At 61.5% G+C, this 18,399-nt stretch carries 23 protein-coding genes; 14 read left to right on the forward strand and 9 right to left on the reverse strand.

Annotation, left to right across the window (positions count from 1 at the left end):
• Positions 1 to 58 precede the first annotated feature (58 nt).
• The 4 genes from O9Z70_RS15860 (at position 59) to O9Z70_RS15875 (ending at position 3,114) form a co-directional block, all read left to right on the forward strand.
• On the forward strand, positions 59 to 430 hold the full coding sequence (locus tag O9Z70_RS15860; protein WP_286020407.1) for a GntR family transcriptional regulator: 372 nt from the start codon (positions 59 to 61) through the stop codon (positions 428 to 430).
• A complete protein-coding gene (locus O9Z70_RS15865) occupies positions 427 to 1,326 on the forward strand; it encodes an ABC transporter ATP-binding protein (RefSeq protein ID WP_286020408.1) in 900 nt (299 codons plus the stop codon). Before O9Z70_RS15860 ends, O9Z70_RS15865 begins: the two co-directional genes overlap by 4 nt.
• Positions 1,323 to 2,213 (forward strand): hypothetical protein, encoded by an 891-nt coding sequence (locus O9Z70_RS15870; RefSeq protein ID WP_286020409.1) that lies wholly within the window; start codon positions 1,323 to 1,325, stop codon positions 2,211 to 2,213. The genes O9Z70_RS15865 and O9Z70_RS15870 overlap by 4 nt, the downstream gene beginning before the upstream one ends.
• A 73-nt stretch (positions 2,214 to 2,286) precedes the next feature.
• Entirely contained in the window at positions 2,287 to 3,114 is an 828-nt protein-coding gene (locus O9Z70_RS15875) for a hypothetical protein (protein ID WP_286020410.1), read from the forward strand.
• Here O9Z70_RS15875 and O9Z70_RS15880 read toward each other — a convergent pair.
• Positions 3,111 to 3,977 (reverse strand): glycosyltransferase family 8 protein, encoded by an 867-nt coding sequence (locus O9Z70_RS15880; protein ID WP_286020411.1) that lies wholly within the window; start codon positions 3,975 to 3,977, stop codon positions 3,111 to 3,113. The genes O9Z70_RS15875 and O9Z70_RS15880 overlap by 4 nt on opposite strands.
• A 14-nt stretch (positions 3,978 to 3,991) precedes the next feature.
• Positions 3,992 to 5,242 carry an O-antigen ligase family protein gene (locus O9Z70_RS15885; RefSeq protein WP_286020412.1) on the reverse strand — a complete coding sequence of 417 codons (1,251 nt, stop codon included), beginning with the start codon at positions 5,240 to 5,242 and terminating at the stop codon, positions 3,992 to 3,994.
• A 157-nt stretch (positions 5,243 to 5,399) separates the two neighbouring features.
• Between O9Z70_RS15885 and O9Z70_RS15890 the strand changes: the two genes are divergently transcribed.
• From O9Z70_RS15890 to O9Z70_RS15940, 10 genes are all read left to right on the forward strand, one after another.
• The gene (locus tag O9Z70_RS15890) at positions 5,400 to 6,290 is read left to right on the forward strand and encodes a metal ABC transporter substrate-binding protein (RefSeq protein ID WP_286020413.1); all 891 of its coding nucleotides are present in this window, start codon (positions 5,400 to 5,402) and stop codon (positions 6,288 to 6,290) included.
• The gene (locus O9Z70_RS15895) at positions 6,287 to 7,156 is read left to right on the forward strand and encodes a manganese/iron ABC transporter ATP-binding protein (RefSeq protein ID WP_286020414.1); all 870 of its coding nucleotides are present in this window, start codon (positions 6,287 to 6,289) and stop codon (positions 7,154 to 7,156) included. Before O9Z70_RS15890 ends, O9Z70_RS15895 begins: the two co-directional genes overlap by 4 nt.
• Complete coding sequence (locus O9Z70_RS15900) at positions 7,153 to 8,004, forward strand: metal ABC transporter permease (protein WP_286020415.1); 852 nt, start codon at positions 7,153 to 7,155, stop codon at positions 8,002 to 8,004. Before O9Z70_RS15895 ends, O9Z70_RS15900 begins: the two co-directional genes overlap by 4 nt.
• Complete coding sequence (locus O9Z70_RS15905) at positions 8,004 to 8,834, forward strand: metal ABC transporter permease (RefSeq protein ID WP_286020416.1); 831 nt, start codon at positions 8,004 to 8,006, stop codon at positions 8,832 to 8,834. The genes O9Z70_RS15900 and O9Z70_RS15905 overlap by 1 nt, the downstream gene beginning before the upstream one ends.
• A gap of 75 nt (positions 8,835 to 8,909) precedes the next feature.
• Positions 8,910 to 9,941 (forward strand): DUF2793 domain-containing protein, encoded by a 1,032-nt coding sequence (locus O9Z70_RS15910; RefSeq protein WP_286020417.1) that lies wholly within the window; start codon positions 8,910 to 8,912, stop codon positions 9,939 to 9,941.
• A gap of 190 nt (positions 9,942 to 10,131) precedes the next feature.
• Positions 10,132 to 10,500: a YegP family protein gene (locus O9Z70_RS16355; protein WP_502870140.1), complete on the forward strand. Its 369-nt coding sequence runs from the start codon at positions 10,132 to 10,134 to the stop codon at positions 10,498 to 10,500.
• Between the two features lie 126 nt (positions 10,501 to 10,626).
• Positions 10,627 to 11,415: a substrate-binding periplasmic protein gene (locus O9Z70_RS15925; protein ID WP_286020418.1), complete on the forward strand. Its 789-nt coding sequence runs from the start codon at positions 10,627 to 10,629 to the stop codon at positions 11,413 to 11,415.
• A gap of 133 nt (positions 11,416 to 11,548) precedes the next feature.
• Complete coding sequence (locus O9Z70_RS15930) at positions 11,549 to 12,370, forward strand: amino acid ABC transporter permease (protein ID WP_286020419.1); 822 nt, start codon at positions 11,549 to 11,551, stop codon at positions 12,368 to 12,370.
• A gap of 60 nt (positions 12,371 to 12,430) precedes the next feature.
• On the forward strand, positions 12,431 to 12,961 hold the full coding sequence (locus O9Z70_RS15935; protein ID WP_353057801.1) for a CreA family protein: 531 nt from the start codon (positions 12,431 to 12,433) through the stop codon (positions 12,959 to 12,961).
• Positions 12,962 to 13,125: 164 nt separating this feature from the next.
• Positions 13,126 to 13,761 (forward strand): peroxiredoxin, encoded by a 636-nt coding sequence (locus O9Z70_RS15940; RefSeq protein WP_286020420.1) that lies wholly within the window; start codon positions 13,126 to 13,128, stop codon positions 13,759 to 13,761.
• 168 nt (positions 13,762 to 13,929) lie between these two features.
• Here the strand turns inward: O9Z70_RS15940 and O9Z70_RS16360 are convergent, their stop codons facing one another.
• From O9Z70_RS16360 to hemP, 7 genes are all read right to left on the reverse strand, one after another.
• Positions 13,930 to 14,094, reverse strand: coding sequence for a biotin/lipoyl attachment domain-containing protein (locus O9Z70_RS16360; RefSeq protein WP_502870141.1), 165 nt, complete (start codon positions 14,092 to 14,094; stop codon positions 13,930 to 13,932).
• A gap of 150 nt (positions 14,095 to 14,244) precedes the next feature.
• Positions 14,245 to 15,222 carry an energy transducer TonB family protein gene (locus O9Z70_RS15950; protein ID WP_286020422.1) on the reverse strand — a complete coding sequence of 326 codons (978 nt, stop codon included), beginning with the start codon at positions 15,220 to 15,222 and terminating at the stop codon, positions 14,245 to 14,247.
• Positions 15,222 to 15,647 carry an ExbD/TolR family protein gene (locus O9Z70_RS15955; protein ID WP_286020423.1) on the reverse strand — a complete coding sequence of 142 codons (426 nt, stop codon included), beginning with the start codon at positions 15,645 to 15,647 and terminating at the stop codon, positions 15,222 to 15,224. The genes O9Z70_RS15950 and O9Z70_RS15955 overlap by 1 nt, the downstream gene beginning before the upstream one ends.
• An 11-nt stretch (positions 15,648 to 15,658) precedes the next feature.
• The gene (gene tolQ, locus O9Z70_RS15960) at positions 15,659 to 16,342 is read right to left on the reverse strand and encodes a protein TolQ (protein WP_286020424.1); all 684 of its coding nucleotides are present in this window, start codon (positions 16,340 to 16,342) and stop codon (positions 15,659 to 15,661) included.
• A gap of 1 nt (position 16,343) precedes the next feature.
• A complete protein-coding gene (locus O9Z70_RS15965; protein WP_286020425.1) occupies positions 16,344 to 16,772 on the reverse strand; it encodes a hypothetical protein in 429 nt (142 codons plus the stop codon).
• A complete protein-coding gene (locus tag O9Z70_RS15970; protein WP_286020426.1) occupies positions 16,772 to 17,815 on the reverse strand; it encodes a hemin-degrading factor in 1,044 nt (347 codons plus the stop codon). The genes O9Z70_RS15965 and O9Z70_RS15970 overlap by 1 nt, the downstream gene beginning before the upstream one ends.
• A gap of 10 nt (positions 17,816 to 17,825) precedes the next feature.
• Positions 17,826 to 18,005, reverse strand: a complete 180-nt coding sequence (hemP, locus tag O9Z70_RS16365; RefSeq protein WP_286020427.1) for a hemin uptake protein HemP — start codon at positions 18,003 to 18,005, stop codon at positions 17,826 to 17,828.
• Positions 18,006 to 18,399: the final 394 nt, after the last annotated feature.

Raw genomic sequence — 18,399 nt, forward strand, 5'->3', positions numbered from 1 at the left:
CCGCTTGACAGGCTGTCTCGGTGTGCTAGATATATAGCACACTAGGTAGGCAATACAGATGGACGATTTTCACGCCAGTCAGCCGATCTTCATACAGATCCGGCAAAGGCTGATCGAGATGATCCTGCGCAGACAGGTCGGGGAGGGCGATGCCCTGCCTTCGGTTCGCCAGATTGCGGCGGAACTCTCGGTCAATCCCTTGACGGTGACCAAGGCCTTCGAGGCCCTGGTCGAGATCGGTGTGGTCGAAAAACGGAGAGGCTTGGGCATGTTTGTCACCGAAGGCGCGCGCATTCGTCTGCTCGGCCATGAGCGCGAGAAATTTCTCAAGGACGACTGGCCGCGCATCGCCGCGCAGATCAGGGCCTTGGAACTCGACCTCTCCAGCCTGCTCAAAGATGACATCCAGCCGGAAGGCACGCAAAAATGACCGACCTTTCCCCCTCCAGCGACGCCATCGTTTCCGCCCGCGGGCTCAGGAAGTCCTTCGGCCGCAAGCAGATCCTGCAGGGCTTGGATTTCGACATTCCGCCGGGACGCATCTATGGCCTGATCGGCCATAATGGCGCCGGCAAGACCACGACGCTCAACGCCATGCTGGGCCTGACCAGCTATGAGGGCACTATCCGGGTATTGGGCGAAGACCCCTTCGCCCGGCGCGCCCGGCTCATGGAAAATGTCGCTTTCATTTCCGATGTCGCCAGCCTGCCGCGCTTCCTGCGGGTGCGCGAGCTCTTCGCCCTGCTCGCCAATATCCACCCCAATTTCAGCCCGGAAAAGGCCCGCAGCTTCCTCGAAGGCACCGATATCAAGCCGGAACTGAAAATCCGCACCCTCTCCAAGGGCATGATCGCGCAATTGCATCTGGCCGTGGTCATGGCCATCGATGCCAAGCTCCTGGTGCTGGACGAGCCGACGCTCGGTCTCGACATCACCTATCGCAAGCGCTTTTATCGCCGCCTGCTCGAGGATTACATGACCGAGGAGCGGACCCTGATCATCACCACCCATCAGGTGGACGAGATCGAGTTCATGCTCTCCGACATCATGTTCATCCGCGATGGCGAGCTGATCCTGCACATGCAGATGGAAACGATCAGCGAGAAATTCTCCCAGCTCGTGGTCAGCGAGCCGGAATTGCAGGAACAGGCGCGGGCCCTGCATCCGGTTTATGAGGAAACCCGCTTCGGCCAGACGGTGATGATCTATGACGGTGTCGATCGCGCCTTGATCGCGCCACTGGGCCGGGTTTCCACCCCCACCATGTCCGACCTGTTCGTGGCCCTCATGCAGCGGCCGACCGCCAATCCGGAGGCCGCCCGATGAAGGCTTTCTTCGCCCTTGTCCACCGCGAGTTCATCGAGCATCGCGGCGCCTTCTTCCTGGCTCCGCTGGTGCTGGTGGTCATCGTCTTCGCGCTGACCCTGCTGGCCTTCAGCGTCGACCGCCTCGACACCCGCTTTTCCGGGCAATTGCTGACCGTGGTGCCCACCTGGGTGTTCGAGGCCGGCTTTGCCGGCCTGGCCGCCGCCTGGCTGGCCTATCTCGGCTTCGTGCTATTCTTCTATTGTGCCGATGGCTTTGCCGCCGACAAGCGCGACAATGCCATGCTGTTCTGGAAATCCATGCCGGTTTCCGACTTCAAGGTGCTACTCAGCAAGCTCGCCGCCGCTTTGACCATCCTGCCCGGCTCAATCTTTGCCGTAGGCCTGGTCAGCATCCTGCTGATGTTCGGCGTCGCCTATGTCACCACCATGATTGCCGGGCTGGGCAGCGGCGCGCTGCTGGGCAGCATTGTCGGCATCTATTTCCAGATGGCCCTGGTCTTCCTCGTGGTCATGGTCTGCGGCCTGCTCTGGTACCTTCCCTATATGGCCCTGGTCGGCGCCATGGGCAGTGCCGTGGGCCGCTGGGCCATTCCGCTGGCCCTGCTTCTGCCCACCATCGTCTCGGCGCTGGAATGGGTGACCCTGGGAGGCCTGCATCCCTTCTCCACCCGCACCTGGGCCTATCTCGAATATCGCAGCCAGATGCCGGTTTCCGTCGATCATCTCGACCGGGTCTGGGAAGGGCAGGTGCCGTTCGACGCCACGCTCTTCATCACCGACTTCCTGCAGAAATTCGACTGGCTGCAGGTCGGCATCGGCGCGGCCTTCGCCCTGCTCGTCCTCTATATCGCCTCCGAATATCGCCGCCGCGCCCCGGCGAACTGACCATGATGGCCGCGCCGCCCGGGCGCGGCCTTTTCCATTTGGGCGGCGCCGGCCTCTATGCTAGAGGCTGCAAATGCCCAGCCCGCGGACCGACATGATCCTGCCCAAAATCGTCAGCTTCTGGCACGGCCCTTTGAGCTGGCTGGAAGTGCTCTGCATTCGCTCCTTCCTTCGCCAGGGCCATCCCGTCGCCGTCTATTCCTACGAGCCTCTCGCCAACCTCCCCGCCGGCGCCGAATGGCACGACGCTGCCAGCGTACTGCCGCAGGAAAAACTGATCTTCTACAAGGGGCGCGGCACGCCCGGCGTCTTTTCCGACCATTTCCGCTATGCAGTGCTGCGCGCCGGGCTCGGCGTCTATGCCGATCTCGATGTCTATTGCGTTCGCCCCATCGAAGGGCCGCCCGCCTATCTCATGGCCTGGGAACATCCCGGCTCGGTCAATGGCGCGGTGCTGCATATTCCCGCCGATGCCCCGGTGCTGGACGATCTCGAAACCATCTTCGCGGATGGGCCGCGCCCGCTCCTCGAGCCGCATCTGCCGCCGCTCCGCCGCGCCGAAGTCGCCATTCGCCGGCTGTTCGGCGACCGGGTAACGCCCGAGCACATGCAATATGGCGCCACCGGCCCCATGGCGCTGACCTATTACATCAACAAGCACGGCCTGACCGCAGAGGTGCGCCCTTCCTCTACCTTCTACCCAGTGCCCTATAAGGATATTCCGGCCCTCATGCAGTCCGGCTCGAGCCTGGAAAAGGCCATCCGCCCCGAAACGCTGGGCATCCATCTCTGGCGCAGCCAGCTCACCGACCGCGGCCGCGCCGATATGCCCTTGCCCCAGCAGGGCAGCGCTCTTGCTGCTCTATGCGCCCGCGAAAACCTCGAGCCAGCCTCCGCCTAACGCCGCAATCCCAGCCGTTTCAGCCACCAACGCTTCCACCGGTGCCGCGCAAAGCGATAGAAGAGTTCATTGGTCATCACGTGACGATAGAGCTGCGCGTAGGCCACCGTCTGCAACATTCCCGAGAAAATGCCCCACGGCTTGTTGTGGCCGGTATAATGCAGGATCGCCGGATCGAGCCCTTCATGGGCATGGCGGGCATCGATGGTGTTCCACCGCCAAGGTAGCTTCAGCCAGCGGCCCATGAAGACAAGATTGAGCAAATCCTGGTCGTAATAAATCCGTTGCATGACACCGGACGCATATGCCTCTTCCATGCGTCCGATGACGTCGGCCGCGCGCCACTTTGCGACATCGATAAGTACCATGCCCGCGTTGAAATAATATTCGGCCGGATCGAACAGATCACGATTGCTCTTGAGATCCCGCCTTCCGGTGATAAACGCGCCGACTGTGTCGCGCACGGCGGCGATGGCATGTTCGCCCAGATCGATGTCGTATAACTGGCCGATATCGTCGCGGACCAGCATGTCACAATCGAGGTAGAGTATGCGTTCCACCTCGGACCCGACCAGTCGATCGATCATCAACCGCGCATAGACAATGTTCGACAACCGCTTGTTTTCCGGCATGCGCGCGGCAAGATCGCGGAACATGTCCGACTGATCGAGATCGTACCATTTGAGCGTCACCGGAAATTCGCGGGTGATTGCCGTCAGATCGGAACGATGTTGATCCGAAAGCGTACGATGGCACAGGTGGAACACCAATTCCTCGCGGCGCTTGGTGAACAGGCACACCGAACGCATGGTGGCATAGGCCGGCGCCCAGAAATTGGCGTCGAAAGTCAGGGCGATATGCATGGGCAGAGCTTTCCTTACAATCGGCTCGGCCAAGGCTGATCCACGCAGAAGCCCAGCAAGGCAGCTGTACACACCGGACCAAACCCCAGCAGTAATTCCATGGAAAAACTTGTGTCGAAAAGCCCAAAGACAGCATAGCAACTGGCGATTACGCAGGCGCCAAATAGGCGCGGCACATATTGGTTGTCTCGGACGGATTTGATGGCGCCGGCGACCGGGATGGCCATATAGAGGAGGTAGGCACCAAGTCCCAATATCCCGGCCAGCGCAGAAAAATTCACATAATCATTGTGAAGGTGCGACCAGCGGACGGTGTTTTGCTGCACTAACTCACTCATATACGGTCTTGCGGCTTCCACATGGTGCCACCAGCCATGTCCGTAAATGGGCGATTCCAGAAACGCGCGCAGGCCGCCGTAGTATAGATTGAGTCTGATTTCAGTAGAAAAATCAATAGCCTGACCTTGGTTTGCGAAGGTCGCAAGCGCTTGGAATGCTGACAGCGCCCGAACCTGGCCGCTAAGCAGAGCTACTAGAGCCACCAAGGTGGCGCCGAGCGCCGCGCATGCCGCCAAGAAATAGAACCTGTGGCGACCCTGCAGCATTGCGGCCCAAAATCCGGCTGACAGGACGACGAGAAAGGCCATCATCACCATGGCGTTGCGCGTACCGGCCAAGGTTGTCGCGCCCGCAGCAAACACGGGTCCCAGAAGAAACAGGAAACGCCAGACGCCCTTGCGAGCGAACAGCCCCATGAGCGAGAGGAAACCCAGCATCACCGAGGCCATAGCGAACGGATTGGTGAGGTTTAGAAAGCCGACGGCGCGACCAATACCGAGAACCCGGACTTCGTAGATTGCCACGGCCAGGGAAACCGCCGCTCCGGCCAATGCGAATGCAGCGAACAAGAATGACGCCTGAGGACGTGCGACGGTTGAAAACGTGGCGATTGCCGGGATGAACATCAGAAAGAATATGAAGTTCCCAATATATTGCATATCGGACAGATCCTGCGCCGACAGGGCAAATGCTACCAGAAGCAACAAGAAGGCCAGAAGATACGCCGCAGATTCCGGGCGCCACATATGCTGTCTTGCGGCATTGTCCGTAAGCAGAGCTGGCAAGATGAAAACCAGCGTTGCGGCATAGAGATAGGCCGACAGATTGCCGATCAAGTTGGCGCCGATCAGTAAGGCCCCCAACGCTATCCAGGCTGCACCGCGCTCTAAATTTCTGACCATGCCGTTTTTTATCTCTGCGCTCACGGGATCGGGGCGCCACCGCGCCACTCCTATGGCGTCGGAGTAGGACGGGTGCAGCACCGGTGGCAAGCATTTTTCATGCTCAATCAGGCACAAGACTTTTAGTTGCAAATGATTTGCAATTGCACTATCTCTTCGTTTGTTCAGTTCGGAGAGCCTTATGCACCGTCGCCTCGTCACCGCCCTCATTCTTGCCGCGCCGCTGGCCCTGGCGCTTCCCGCCATGGCTCAGGAGCGCATCAAGGCGGTCACCAGCTTCACCATCCTGGCCGACATGGCGCGCAATGTGGCCGGCGAGGCGGCGGAAGTGGTGTCGATCACCAAGCCCGGCGCCGAGATTCACAATTATCAGCCCACGCCCGGCGACCTGCTTGCCGCCCAGGATGCCGATCTGGTGCTGTGGAACGGGCTCAATCTCGAGCAATGGTTCGCCCAGTTTCTCGACAATCTGCCGGATGTGCCCAATGTGGTCCTGACCGAGGGCATCGCGCCCATCGGCATTGGCGAGGGGCCCTATGAGGGTAAACCCAATCCCCATGCCTGGATGTCGCCCAACGACGCGCTGATCTATGTCGACAATATCCGCGCCGCCTTGGCCGCCGCCGATCCGGCCAATGCCGATCTCTATGCCGCCAATGCCGCCGCCTATGCCGCGGACATCACCGCCACTATCGAGCCCATCCGCGCCGCTCTTTCCGACATTCCCGAGGATCGCCGCTGGCTGGTGACCTCGGAAGGCGCCTTTGCCTATCTCGCCCGCGATTTCGGCCTCAAGGAGCTCTATCTCTGGCCGATCAATGCCGACCAGCAGGGCACGCCACGCCAGGTACGCGCCGTGATCGACGCCGTGCGCGAACATGATATTCCGGTGATCTTTTCTGAATCCACCATCTCCCCCAAGCCCGCCGAGCAGGTCGCCCGCGAAACCGGCATAGAATATGGCGGCGTACTCTATGTGGATTCCCTGTCCGATCCCGACGGCGAAGTGCCGACCTATCTCGACCTGCTGCGCGTCACCGCCAGCACCATCGCCGCGGGCCTGACCCGATGAGTGCGGCCCCCGGCATCGAGGTCAAGGATATCACCGTCGCCTATCGCAACGGCACCACCGCCCTGCGCCATGCCAGTTTCGCTTCGCCGCGCGGCTCCATCACCGCGCTGGTCGGGGTCAACGGCGCCGGCAAATCCACCATCTTCAAGGCCATTATGGGCTTCGTGCCCCTGGCTGGCGGCGCCATCACCATTCTTGGTCAGGAAGGGCGCAAGGCGCAGCGGCGTAACCAGGTCGCCTATGTGCCGCAATCGGAGGAAGTGGACTGGAATTTCCCGGTCCTCGTCGAGGACGTGGTGATGATGGGCCGTTTCGGCCACATGAACATGTTCCGCATGCCCCGGCCCCTCGACCGGCACAAGGTCGCCGACGCCCTGGCCCGCGTCGACATGACCGGCTTCGCCAGGCGCCAGATCGGCGAGCTGTCCGGCGGCCAGAAAAAGCGCGTCTTCCTGGCCCGCGCCCTGGCACAGGAGGGCGAGGTGATCCTGCTCGACGAGCCCTTTACCGGCGTCGACGTCAAGACCGAGGACGCCATCGTCGCCCTGCTGCGCGCCCTGCGCGACGAGGGCAAGGTGATCCTGGTCTCCACCCATAATCTGGGCTCTGTCCCCGAATTCTGCGACCGCACCGTCCTGGTCAAGGGCACGGTGCTCGCCCATGGCCCCACCGAGGAGGTCTTTACCCGCGACCGGCTTGAGGAGGCCTTCGGCGGCGTGCTGCGCCATTTCGTGCTGGCCGGTCCAGGCCTGCATGCCGATGACGATCCGCGCCATCTCTCGGTGCTGACCGATGATGAACGCCCGCTGGTTCTCTATGGCGAAAAGGGTCGCGAAACCCATCAGCAATCGAGCAATGGCAAATGATCGAAACCCTGCTCGAACCTTTTTCCTATCATTACATGGTCAATGCCATGTGGGTCTCGGCGCTGGTCGGCGGCGTCTGCGCCTTTCTCTCGGCCTATCTGATGCTCAAGGGCTGGTCGCTGATCGGCGATGCGCTGAGCCATTCCATCGTCCCCGGCGTCGCCGGCGCCTATATGCTGGGCCTGCCCTTTTCGCTCGGCGCCTTCCTGTCGGGCGGCATGGCGGCCGGCGCCATGCTGTTCCTCTCCCAGCGCACCAAACTGCGCGAGGATGCCGTTATCGGGCTGATCTTCACCACCTTTTTCGGGCTCGGCCTGTTCATGGTCTCGGTCTCGCCGGTCTCGGTGGATGTGCAATCGATCGTGCTCGGCAATATCCTCGCCATCACCCCCGAGGACACGCTGCAATTGGTGCTGATCTCGGCGGTGACGCTGGGGGTGATGCTGGTCATCTGGAAGGACCTCATGGTCACCTTTTTCGATGAAAGCCATGCCCGCTCCATTGGCCTCAAGACCGATGCGCTCAAGATTGTATTCTTCACCCTGCTCAGCGCCGCCACCGTCGCCGCCATGCAGACCGTCGGCGCCTTCCTCGTTATCGCCATGGTCGTCACCCCCGGCGCCACCGCCTATCTCCTGGCCGACCGCTTCTCGCGCCTCATTGTCATCGCCATTGTTCTGGGCGTTCTCACCTCCGCGATCGGCGCCTATCTCAGCTATTTCCTCGATGGCGCCACCGGCGGCGTCATCGTGGTGCTGCAGACCCTGGTCTTTCTCACCGCCTTCGTCTTCGCCCCCCGGCACGGCCTGCTCGCCGCCCGCCGCCGCATCGCCACGGAGACCCGCTGATGGCCTGGTATGACATCGCGCTCTGGCCGTTCCAGATGGGCTTCATGGTCCAGGCCATGCTCATCGCCGTGCTGGTCGCCGTGCCCACCGCTTTGCTCTCCTGCTTCCTGGTGCTCAAGGGCTGGTCGCTGATGGGCGACGCCATTTCCCATGCGGTGCTGCCCGGCGTGGTGCTGGCCTATGTGGTCGGCATTCCCCTGGGCATCGGCGCCTTCATCGCCGGCATGGTCTGCGCGCTGTCGGTCGGCTTTCTCAAGGAAAACAGCCGCATCAAGGAAGATACGGTCATGGGCGTGGTCTTTGCCGGCCTGTTCGGGCTGGGCATTGTCCTCTACACCGCCATCCGCACCGATGTGCATCTCGACCATATCCTGTTCGGCAATATGCTGGGCATCGGCATGGGCGACCTCGTCACCTCCTCGATCATCGCTCTCGTTGTGGTCGCGCTGATCGTCGCTAAATGGCGCGATCTCATGCTCTTCATCTTCGATCCGCAACAGGCCGGCGCCATCGGCCTGCCGACGCGTCTGCTGCATTATGGCCTGCTCGCCATGATCTCGCTCACCGTGGTCGGGGCGCTGCAGGCGGTCGGCATCGTGCTGGTCATCGGCCTGTTGATCGCCCCCGGCGCTATTGCCTTCCTGGTCACCAGACGTTTCGGCATCATGCTGCTGGTGGCGACCGCCATCTCGGTCTCCTGCAGCCTGCTCGGCGTCTATCTGAGCTTCTTCCTCGACAGCGCCCCCGCCCCCACCATCGTGCTGCTGATGAGCGCCTGCTTCATCCTGGCCTTCCTGCTGACGCAGCGGCGGAGCGTGGCAATGGTGTGAGCATCGATCCCGCCACTTATCCCCACCATCCCCTCTCCGCTCACACTAGGCTCCATTCGAACCTGGAGCCTGTTCATGGATCACACCGCCCGCCTCGACCTGCCCTTCATCATGGCCGGCCAGGCCCTCAAGCACATCACTCATAACGATGCCCTGGAGCGCCTCGACGCCCTGGTGCAGCCGATCGTGCAATCGGCCTCGCTGGCCACCCCGCCCGCCACGCCGCTGCCCGGCGAGGCCTGGATCGTTCCCGCCGGGGCCAGCGGCTTCTGGGCCGGCCATGCCGACGAGATCGCCGCCTTCCAGTCCGGCGCCTGGCGCTTCTACGATCCGGCCCAGGGCTGGCAGGTCTTCGACCGGCAAAGCGGCGCGCTGCTGATCTATTCGGGCGCGGCCTGGGTGCCGGTGGCCGGCCTTGGTGCCGGCCTGCCGCAATTGGGCGTCAACACCTCCGCCGACAGCACCAATCGCCTCGCCGTCGCCGCCGAGGCCACGCTCCTGACTCATGCCGGCGCCGGCCACCAGCTCAAGCTCAACAAATCCGCCACCGCCGACACCGCCAGCCTGCTGTTCCAGTCCAATTGGCATGGCCATGCCGAAATGGGGCTGATGGGCGACGATCATTGGCGTATCAAGGTCAGCCCCGATGGGTCGAACTGGATGAATGCCGTGACCATCGATGCGGCGACCGGTGCCGTCACCATGTCCGGCCCGCTCCGCCCCGCCACCGACAATAATGTCAGCCTGGGGGCCAGCGGCGCCCGCTGGTCCGCCATCTGGGCGGCCACCGGCACCATCCAGACCTCGGATGCCCGGCATAAGACCAACATCGCGCCGTCCGATCTCGGCCTCGATTTCATCCGCGCCCTGCAACCGGTGCGCTTTTCCTGGATCGCGGACGATGGCGATGTGCATTACGGCCTCGTCGCCCAGCAGGTGGCCGAGGCGCTTTCGGCGAGCGGCGTCGCAAATTTCGGCGGCCATGTCGTCGCCGATGGCCAGCAGGCCCTGCGCTACGACCAGTTCATCGCCCCCCTGACCAAGGCGGTGCAGGAACTGGCCGAGAGGCTGGAAGAACTGGAGCGCCGCCAGACCGGTGCTTCATAGGCCCCATCCCGAGCCGTCGAAGACCTCATCCTGAGCTTGTCGAAGGACGAGGTCGCGGCCCTTGCCGCTCCGTCCTCATGGGTCGACAAGTTCACCAGGTCTGAAACCGTGTCGGCCCGAAAACGAGGGACTTTCCAATTCGCCTTTTTTGGATAGTCTCTTGGGACCAGACTCACGGGAGGCCAGCGTCATGGCACACAGGTTCAACATCACCGCGGCGGCGAACGACCAGTTCAAATTCGACTTCTCCTACAATGCGGAGAAAATCTTCTGGTCGGAGAACTACAAGCAGAAGGCCAGCGCCAAAAGCGCCATTGATTCGCTGAAGAAGAACGCGCCCGGCGCCGGCATTGTCGACCTGTCCAGGGACGAGACCGGTTCGGGCTACCGTTTCGAGATCAAGAAATCCACCGATGACCAATTCTACGTGACCTTCGTGGCCCCCAATGGCGAGATCATGGTGCGCACCGAACGCTACAAGCAGAAGGCCAGCGCCCAGAACGCCATCGACTCGCTTAAAAACAACGGCCCGCAAGCCGACAGCAGCGACCAGACGTAACCACTCTTCGCCTTTCCCAGGAGGAAGGTTCTGACGAGGCGGGCTTCTTCCATGCTGGAGCCCATTCACAACGCTGACCACCTTGGTCTAGTCTCCCGGTGGAACATTCCGGGAGACAATATTCAGATGGTCAAGATTTCCGCTCTTCTCGCCAGCGCCGCCCTGGTGCTGGCCGCCGCGCCGGTCGCGGCGCAGGACCTGCCCGATCTCGATGGCCGCGTCATCCACGCCGTCACCGAAAACGCCTATTATCCGCTGAACTTCGCCGATGCGGACGGCAATGGCATCGGGCTGGAATATGATGTCGTCAACGAAGTAGCCAGCCGCCTCAATGCGACAATCGAATGGAATCTGACCGCCTGGGACGTGATGATTGAATCGGTGCGCACCGGCCAGTTCGATATCGGCGCCGATGGCATCACCATCACCGCCGAGCGCGCCGAACAGATCGACTTCACCGATCCCTTCATCACCGTCGAGCAATATTTCCTCGTCCGCGCCGATGAAGAGCGCATCACCGGCGCCGAGAGCTTTGCCGAGGATGAAGACCTGCTATTCGGCGCCCAGGCCGGCACGTCCTCATTCTATACCGCCATCTACGACATTCTCGATGGCGACGAGGCCAATCCGCGCGTCAAGACCTTCGACAGCTTCGGCGCCGCCGTGCAGGCGGTCAAGGCCGGCGACGTCGACGCCGTCATTGCCGACCAGGCCGCCGCCTCCGGCTATATCGGCGCCGATCCCGGGGCCTTCAAACAGGTCGGCGAGAGCATCAAGTCCGACCCGCTCGGCTTCATCCTCACCCCCGGCTCCGATCTCGCCGCGCCCTTCAACGCCGCCCTCGATCAATTGCGCGAGGAAGGCTGGCTCGATGAACGCATCAATTACTGGTTCTTCGAATACGCCGCGGAATAATCGCGTCCCGGAACCGGAAGGTCCTTCGCCCTCTCTCCGTTGAGAGGGCGAAGGCGCCGGGCGCATTGAGCCTGCCAATGCAATCCTGGGGGGCCATGGCCATGCCCATTGCCTTCCCCTATCCATCCCGCCCATGAAATCTCATTCGCCCCGCCGCCCGTCACTTTTCGTTCGCCTGCCCTATTGGCTCTTGGCGATCCTGCTGCTGTTCGTGCTCGGCCTGTGGGCCATCACCAGCGACCAGACCTATTCGGGCATTTTCCGCACCCTGTCCGGCGGCGTCCTCACCACTTTATGGGTGACGTTCTTCGCCTTCTTTGCCGCCACCATTCTGGGCCTGCTGATCGCCCTGGCGCGCACCTCCGGCATCAGAATGCTGCGCGAGATCGCCACCTTCTACGTGGAGATCATCCGCGGCATCCCCATCCTGGTCTTTCTGTTCTATGTCGCCTTCGTCGCCGCCCCCGCCATGGTGGCCGGCTTCAACTGGGCATTGGCGCCGCTGATCGAGTGGGGCTGGGTTCCCGCCGCCAGCATACGCGGCTTCGATTTCGTCTGGCGCGCCATTTTCGCGCTCACCATCTGCTATTCGGCCTTCATCGCCGAAATCTTCCGCGCCGGCATCGAGGCGGTGGGACGCGGCCAGATCGAGGCGGCGCGCTCGCTCGGCCTCAGCCGCTGGCATTGCTTCCGCTTCATCATCTTTCCTCAGGCCCTGCGCATGATCCTGCCGCCGCTGGGCAATGATTTCGTCTCCATGGTCAAGGATTCCGCCCTGGTCTCGGCGCTGGGCGTGCAGGACATCACTCAATTGGGAAAACTCTCGGCCGCGTCGAGCTTTCTGTTCTTCGAGACCTATAACGTGGTGGCCTTCCTCTATCTGACCATGACCATCTCGCTGTCGCTGCTGGTGCGCTGGCTGGAAAAGGTGATGGATGGCCGGGTGAAGCGCTAGCCTGCCTTGCACCCTGGGGTCATCCACCCCATCTTGCTCCCATCAGTTCCGGAGGCCGCCATGCACCCCATTGCCCGCTTTGCCGTCGTCGCCATCGCCGCCATCGCCCTTGCCGCCTGCGGCCGGGGCGGCGAGATCGGCAATGTGGGAGTGGACTGGACCGGCAATGACATCTCCATTGAGGCGGTCGCCGATCCGGACGTGGACGGCGTTGTCTGTCATCTGGCCTTTTTCAACCGCTCCTTCATCGACCGGGTCAGTCAGGGCAATTGGTTCGAGGACCCGGCCTATTCGGCGCTCGATTGCACCGCTATCGGCCCGATCACCATTGGTGATATCCGCACCGGCGCCGGCGGCCAGGAAATATTCCAGCAGGGGCGCTCGCTGATCTGGAAGACTCTCCGCGTCACCCGCATCTACGACGCCAGCAACAATGCCCTCATCTATCTCGCTCATGCCCGCCAGATTCAGCAGGGCTCGGGCAAAATGAGCCTGTCGGTAGTGCCGCTCGACGGCCCGGACGTCACTTGGAAGCACGGCGCTCCCGATGCCCGGCCCATGCAGGGCTCGGTCATGGTCACTGGTGAATAATCCCTGCCATTCTCGTTCTCGCGGCAAGCTTGCAATGGCTTGCCGAGTGCGGCCCAAACAAGGCAAAAGCATTCTCTCCGCTGCCGTTTAATGCGGCCGCTTTGAGCACGATATTGTCGTGACGGAACAATGAACCCGCCCCGGCGGGCAAAAGGAAGACGAATATGGCGATCCTGATTGGCGACACCGCCCCCGATTTCACCCTCGAGTCCACCGAGGGCCCCATCCATTTTCATGATTTCATCGATGGCTCCTGGGCGGTCCTGTTCAGCCATCCCAAGAATTTCACCCCGGTCTGCACCACCGAGCTGGGCTATACTGCCAAGCTGAAGCCCGAATTCGAAAAGCGCGGCGTCAAGGTCCTTGGCCTGTCCGTCGACAAGCTCGAAGACCATGGCGGCTGGGCCAAGGATATCGAGGAAACCCAGGGCTCGGCCCTCAATTTCCCGCTTCTCGCCGATCCCGAAGGCAAGGTGGCTCGTCTCTACGACATGATCCATCCCAATGCCGACAATACCCTGACCGTACGCTCGGTCTTCGTCATCGGCCCGGACAAGAAGGTCAAGCTCAAGATCGAATATCCGGCCTCGACCGGCCGCAATTTCGATGAAGTCCTGCGCGTCATCGACAGCCTGCAATTGACCGCCAAGCACCAGGTCGCCACCCCGGTCAACTGGCAGAACGGTGAAGACGTCATCATCGTCCCCGCCGTGTCCGACGAGCAGGCCAAGGCCAAATATCCCGATGGCTGGAAAGAGCTGAAGCCCTATCTGCGCATCGTGGCCCAGCCCCAGGGCTGAGCCCCGACATCAAATCTCCCTGACCGACTGGGCGATGGCATAGCCATCGCCCTTTTCTTTGGTTCAAGAGGATGAAGAGGCGTCTCCGTCCCTCCATCCGAACCGAGGCCGCAGGCTGTCGTCCTCCGCCGCATCGGAGCTAAACCTCCTCTTCGACATAGCGCGACATCACGATTTTGGTGATCCAGATGCGCCGCCATGGCGCTCATGCGCCGGCTCGCGGTCTGCTCGATTCTGAGTGCCGATGCGCGCCTGGCGCAGCAGCAATTCGCGGGTATCGAATTCGGCCAGCACGTCGCCCCGGCGGACGATATCGCCCGGACGGACATGCACCGCGCTGAGCCGGCACGGAATTGCCTCTGCAGGTCCTTCGCGGTTCCGGCATCCGATTACTCGAGCCCATCGTCGTCCTCTGACGGGCAGCGTGAGGTTCATCCTGCGTCATCAAAGATACCGAATAACGTGTTCGATGCTACCGATGTGTTAGCGAGAAAAGGCCAAAGGGATAGAAAAATCCCAGTGATTGCGTGACGTTCCGGCTGGAAAGGCGGGGAAGGGGGCTGCGCGCTGGACACTGACCAGAGCGGCTTGATCCAGCACATCATTGCCCGATGAGCGGCCGATGGCCAACTTGATCAATCCCCCGGACGCGTCGAGCGTGAAATTGATCTGTACTTCGCCACGCGCACCATTTGCGCCATTGGGATAGCGCAGCAACCGGGCAACCCGGCGTTCCACCTGACCCGGATAGCGGGCAATATCCGCATTGCCCCCCGAGCCGGCACCCGCCTGCCCGCCCAATGATTGCGCCGCAGCACTGTTCTGATTGCTGTTTCCACCATTGCCGGCCTGCTGTGGCGCGGGGCGGGGTGTCTCCCTAGCGGGCGGCGGCGGCACTGCCGCAGCCCTGATCGCTTCGAGGTCCGCCGGGCGCGGCGTGGGCATGACGGCCCCCACGATATCCAGTGTTTCGCTCCCCTCTCCCGGCATCAGCAGGGGCGCCACATTGGCAACTTCGATACTATCCCCGTCGAGCGCCGCAATCGTCATGATTTCGGGATGCTCCGGCGTTTCGACCGTTTCACTTGGTGTCGTCTGCGCCTCGATGGCGTCGAGTACCTCAACGGGCTCGGTCGGGAACGGCTCGACCATCTCCGATGTGGGCATTGGTTCGAGCATTTCGGTCAGCGCCGCCAGTGTTTCCGGCGCCAGAGGCTCGATCACCGGCGCATTATCCGTGGACACGATGCTTACTTCACTGCCGCCCAGCACCATGTCTTCATTGGCATCGCTTGCGATCACTTCCGAGAGATTGCTCGTCACCAGGCTACTACTGATGATGTCGACCACGACGCTGCCCTCCGCCGGCGCATCGTCCGGCATCGGCAGCCCCATCCATAGCAGGGCCGCAACGATCAGGCTGCCATGCACCAGCGCAGAGCCGATGAATTCCTTCTGCATTATGGCTGCGCCTCGGGCTCCGTCACCAGCCCGATCCGGTTATAGCCGGCACTGGAGAGCAGGCCCATCACCTTCATCACCATACCATAGGCCGTCGCGTTGTCTCCGCGGATCAGCAGGCGCTCATCGGCATCATCATTGACCTTCTGCGCCACCAAAGCGAGCAGCTCATCCTCGGCCACAGGCTCGCGATCCACCGAGATTCCACCGTCAGCGGATACGGTGATGGAAACCGGCGGCTTGTCGAGAGGGATCGGGTTTGCCGCCGCCTTGGGCAGGTCTATCGCCACACCCATAGCCATCAGCGGCGACGCCACCATGAAGACGATCAGCAGCACCAGCATGACGTCGACCAATGGCGTGACATTGATCTCGCCGATTGGCGCCCGGCGTCGTCGTCCCCGGCCCTTTTTGTCCTTGCCCATGGACATGCCCATCAGGCTGCCCTTCCGGCATCGAGCTGACGCGACAGCATGGCGGCAAGCCTGTCTGAAAAGCCTTCCATCCGCGCGATGAGATTGCCGGCATCGGCGCTGAGCTTATTATAGGCGATCACCGCCGGAATAGCGGCCAAAAGACCCAATGCGGTTGCCAGCAGGGCCTCGGCAATGCCCGGCGCCACCACGGCAAGGCTCGTATTTTCCGCGGCCGCGATGGCAGTAAAGGCATTCATGATACCCCAGACGGTGCCGAACAGGCCAATGAACGGCCCGGCGCTGCCGATGGTCGCCAGAAAACCGAGCTGTTTTTCCAGCGCCTGGCTTTCCTCGCTGACCGCCAGATCGAGCGCCAGTTCCAGCCGGCTTTGCAGCCCTGGCGCATTGGCGGCTTGTTCTGCGTGGCTTTTTTCCCATTCATCCATGGCGGCGGCAAACACCGCCGAAAGCCCGCCATTCTGCGTCTCCGCCAGAGCGCGCAGTTGTTCGAAGCTCGCGCCACCGGCAAAAGCCTGTTCGAAAATGCGCATCTGCCGCTGCGAACGACCATAGGCGATGGCCCTATTGGCGATGATGGCCCAGCACCAAACCGAAGCGAACAACAGCCCCACCATCACCGTTTTCACTACCCAATCGGCCTGCATGAACAGGCTGAACAGCGAAAAATCATGCGCCTCGCCCATCTCAGACTCCGAAGGCGAACGCTGGCAATGCCCGCGTTTCGAGCCGGTCGAAGCACATGTCGACATTCAGCTCGGGGCCCTCGCAGGCCTTGACGTCATTGATCAATATACGCCCCAGATTGTCGCAATCGAGCGCTGGAACCTGGAATTGCAACACCTTGGTCTTGCCCTGCGGCAGCGCCTTGAACTCAAGGGTCACCATGCGCTCGATGGCACCATCCGCCCGAAACAAAGCGACCTCGAGCGCCGTCCTGTCGATGGGCGCCTCAAGGCCGTTGGTGGCGAGAAACGTCACCTTGCAGCCCGCATCGGCCGCCTCGATGGCATTGAGTTCGATAAGGAGCGAGGGCATAGCGGCGTCCTGCTGAGCAAGGGTATTGACGGGAACCAACGCCATTGTCAGCGCTATGGCGATCCGGGCGAGGCGCATCAGGCGCTCCTTTCAAGCTTGAGCGGCAATTTCTCGGCCAGCATCCGCCAATCGTCGCGTTCCGCCTGTCCTCGCCCACGCCGCCCGAACATTTGCAGGATCGGATCGCCAGCTTCGTCAAACAGCTCGATCGACGTCAGCACACCATCCTGTGTCGGCTTACGCACCGCCCAGGCACAACTGATCTGGTCGAGGCGTAAATGCATATGGAAATTGGGCTCCATCACATTGAGCCACGGCCCCATCATCTTGATCGTCTTGATCGGCCCCCCATGGATCTGGGTACAGCCCTGATTGGCGACGAAAACCAGCAATGGCACGGCCTCAATCGCTGCCCGGTTGAACAGCGTCTCTACCGCCGAATGATCGAGTTCCCAGGCCAGTTCGGGCCCAAGCGCCTGCAAGGCCTGCAACCTGGAAATGCGTAACTCGCGCAATAGGCCGAAAACCTGATGGGTATCGGTCATACCCTGCCAGCGCTGCCGCAAAAGCGCTTCGTCCACCTTGTCCGCAAACTCCGCCTTGGCAGCGGCGGGCTGGACGGCAATCGTGTCCGCCTGTTCGGGCAGCGTTAGCTGGCCCGCGATACCCGCCCAGGCCGCCAGGTCGGTGCGTGGCCGCGCATGCACCTTATGCACCGCATTGCCCTGGGCATCGAAAAACTGCATGGACCGATGCACCTTGCCCTTGTCATCATGCCGTTCGATGGCAAAGCCATGCTGCCAATGCCTGGGGAAAATCCGCAGGTCGATCTGCTCGCCGATGACCATGGCGGCGTGCGGGGATATTTCGACGCGCTCTACCGGTCCGATCTTTTCGCTCACGCAGCTTTCGTTGCGTGTCAGCGCCATAATCTCCCCTGCTCCGGCCAGGCCATTGAGCAGAGCACTGACATCGGGCTTGATGGCCACGATATCGGCGCCGACCTGAGCGGCCACCAGTTCTGCTTCCGAAAAGCCGTGGATGCGCGCCAGGTCACGCGCACGCATCGTTGGATTGGTTTGGCGAAGATCGCGGATTTCCGCGGCGGATTTGCTGCTCATCGGGAATGTCTTATTTTGTGAGAATGAGTTTATTCTGCTTGGTAATGCGAAGCGTATATTCTGAACCAGCGTGAATAATCGTCAAAGAACGACTGTCATGGAAAATATCCTCGCTTTTGACCGATTTTTTAGGTGTAGTTGCTTCCAACTTCGACTCTGAATACTTCTTGTCGTTCTCGGGGCGGGTCATGTCGATCTGACTTTCACAACGTTTATGCCAGAGCGGCAAAGGGTCGGACCCCGCTGGTTCTCAGGGCCGGTGGTACCTGCTCTTTTCCCTCGTAACAATAGCTGACATTCAGAATCATATTTTTATGATGCATGCAAGAGGTGTCATGACCAGCGCCTATGCTCAGGAAAATTCAGAATTTTGCGTAAATTCCGGCCATGCGGGCAATGCTCGCTTGACTCCCTTTCGTTCCAGAGAATAATAGATGATGAATTCGGTCATAATAATGATCCGGGATGGCGGCGCTTGCGGGCGCCGCGCATCTGCCAGCGAGCCTCTCCCGACACCTCGGGCCTGCCAGCCAGCTATTTCAAATAAAGCGAAATATAGTTTGGGGCTCTCATGAATAATCATG

It is taken from the genome of Devosia sp. YIM 151766, from assembly GCF_030285925.1.
Classification (GTDB): Bacteria; Pseudomonadota; Alphaproteobacteria; order Rhizobiales; family Devosiaceae; genus Devosia.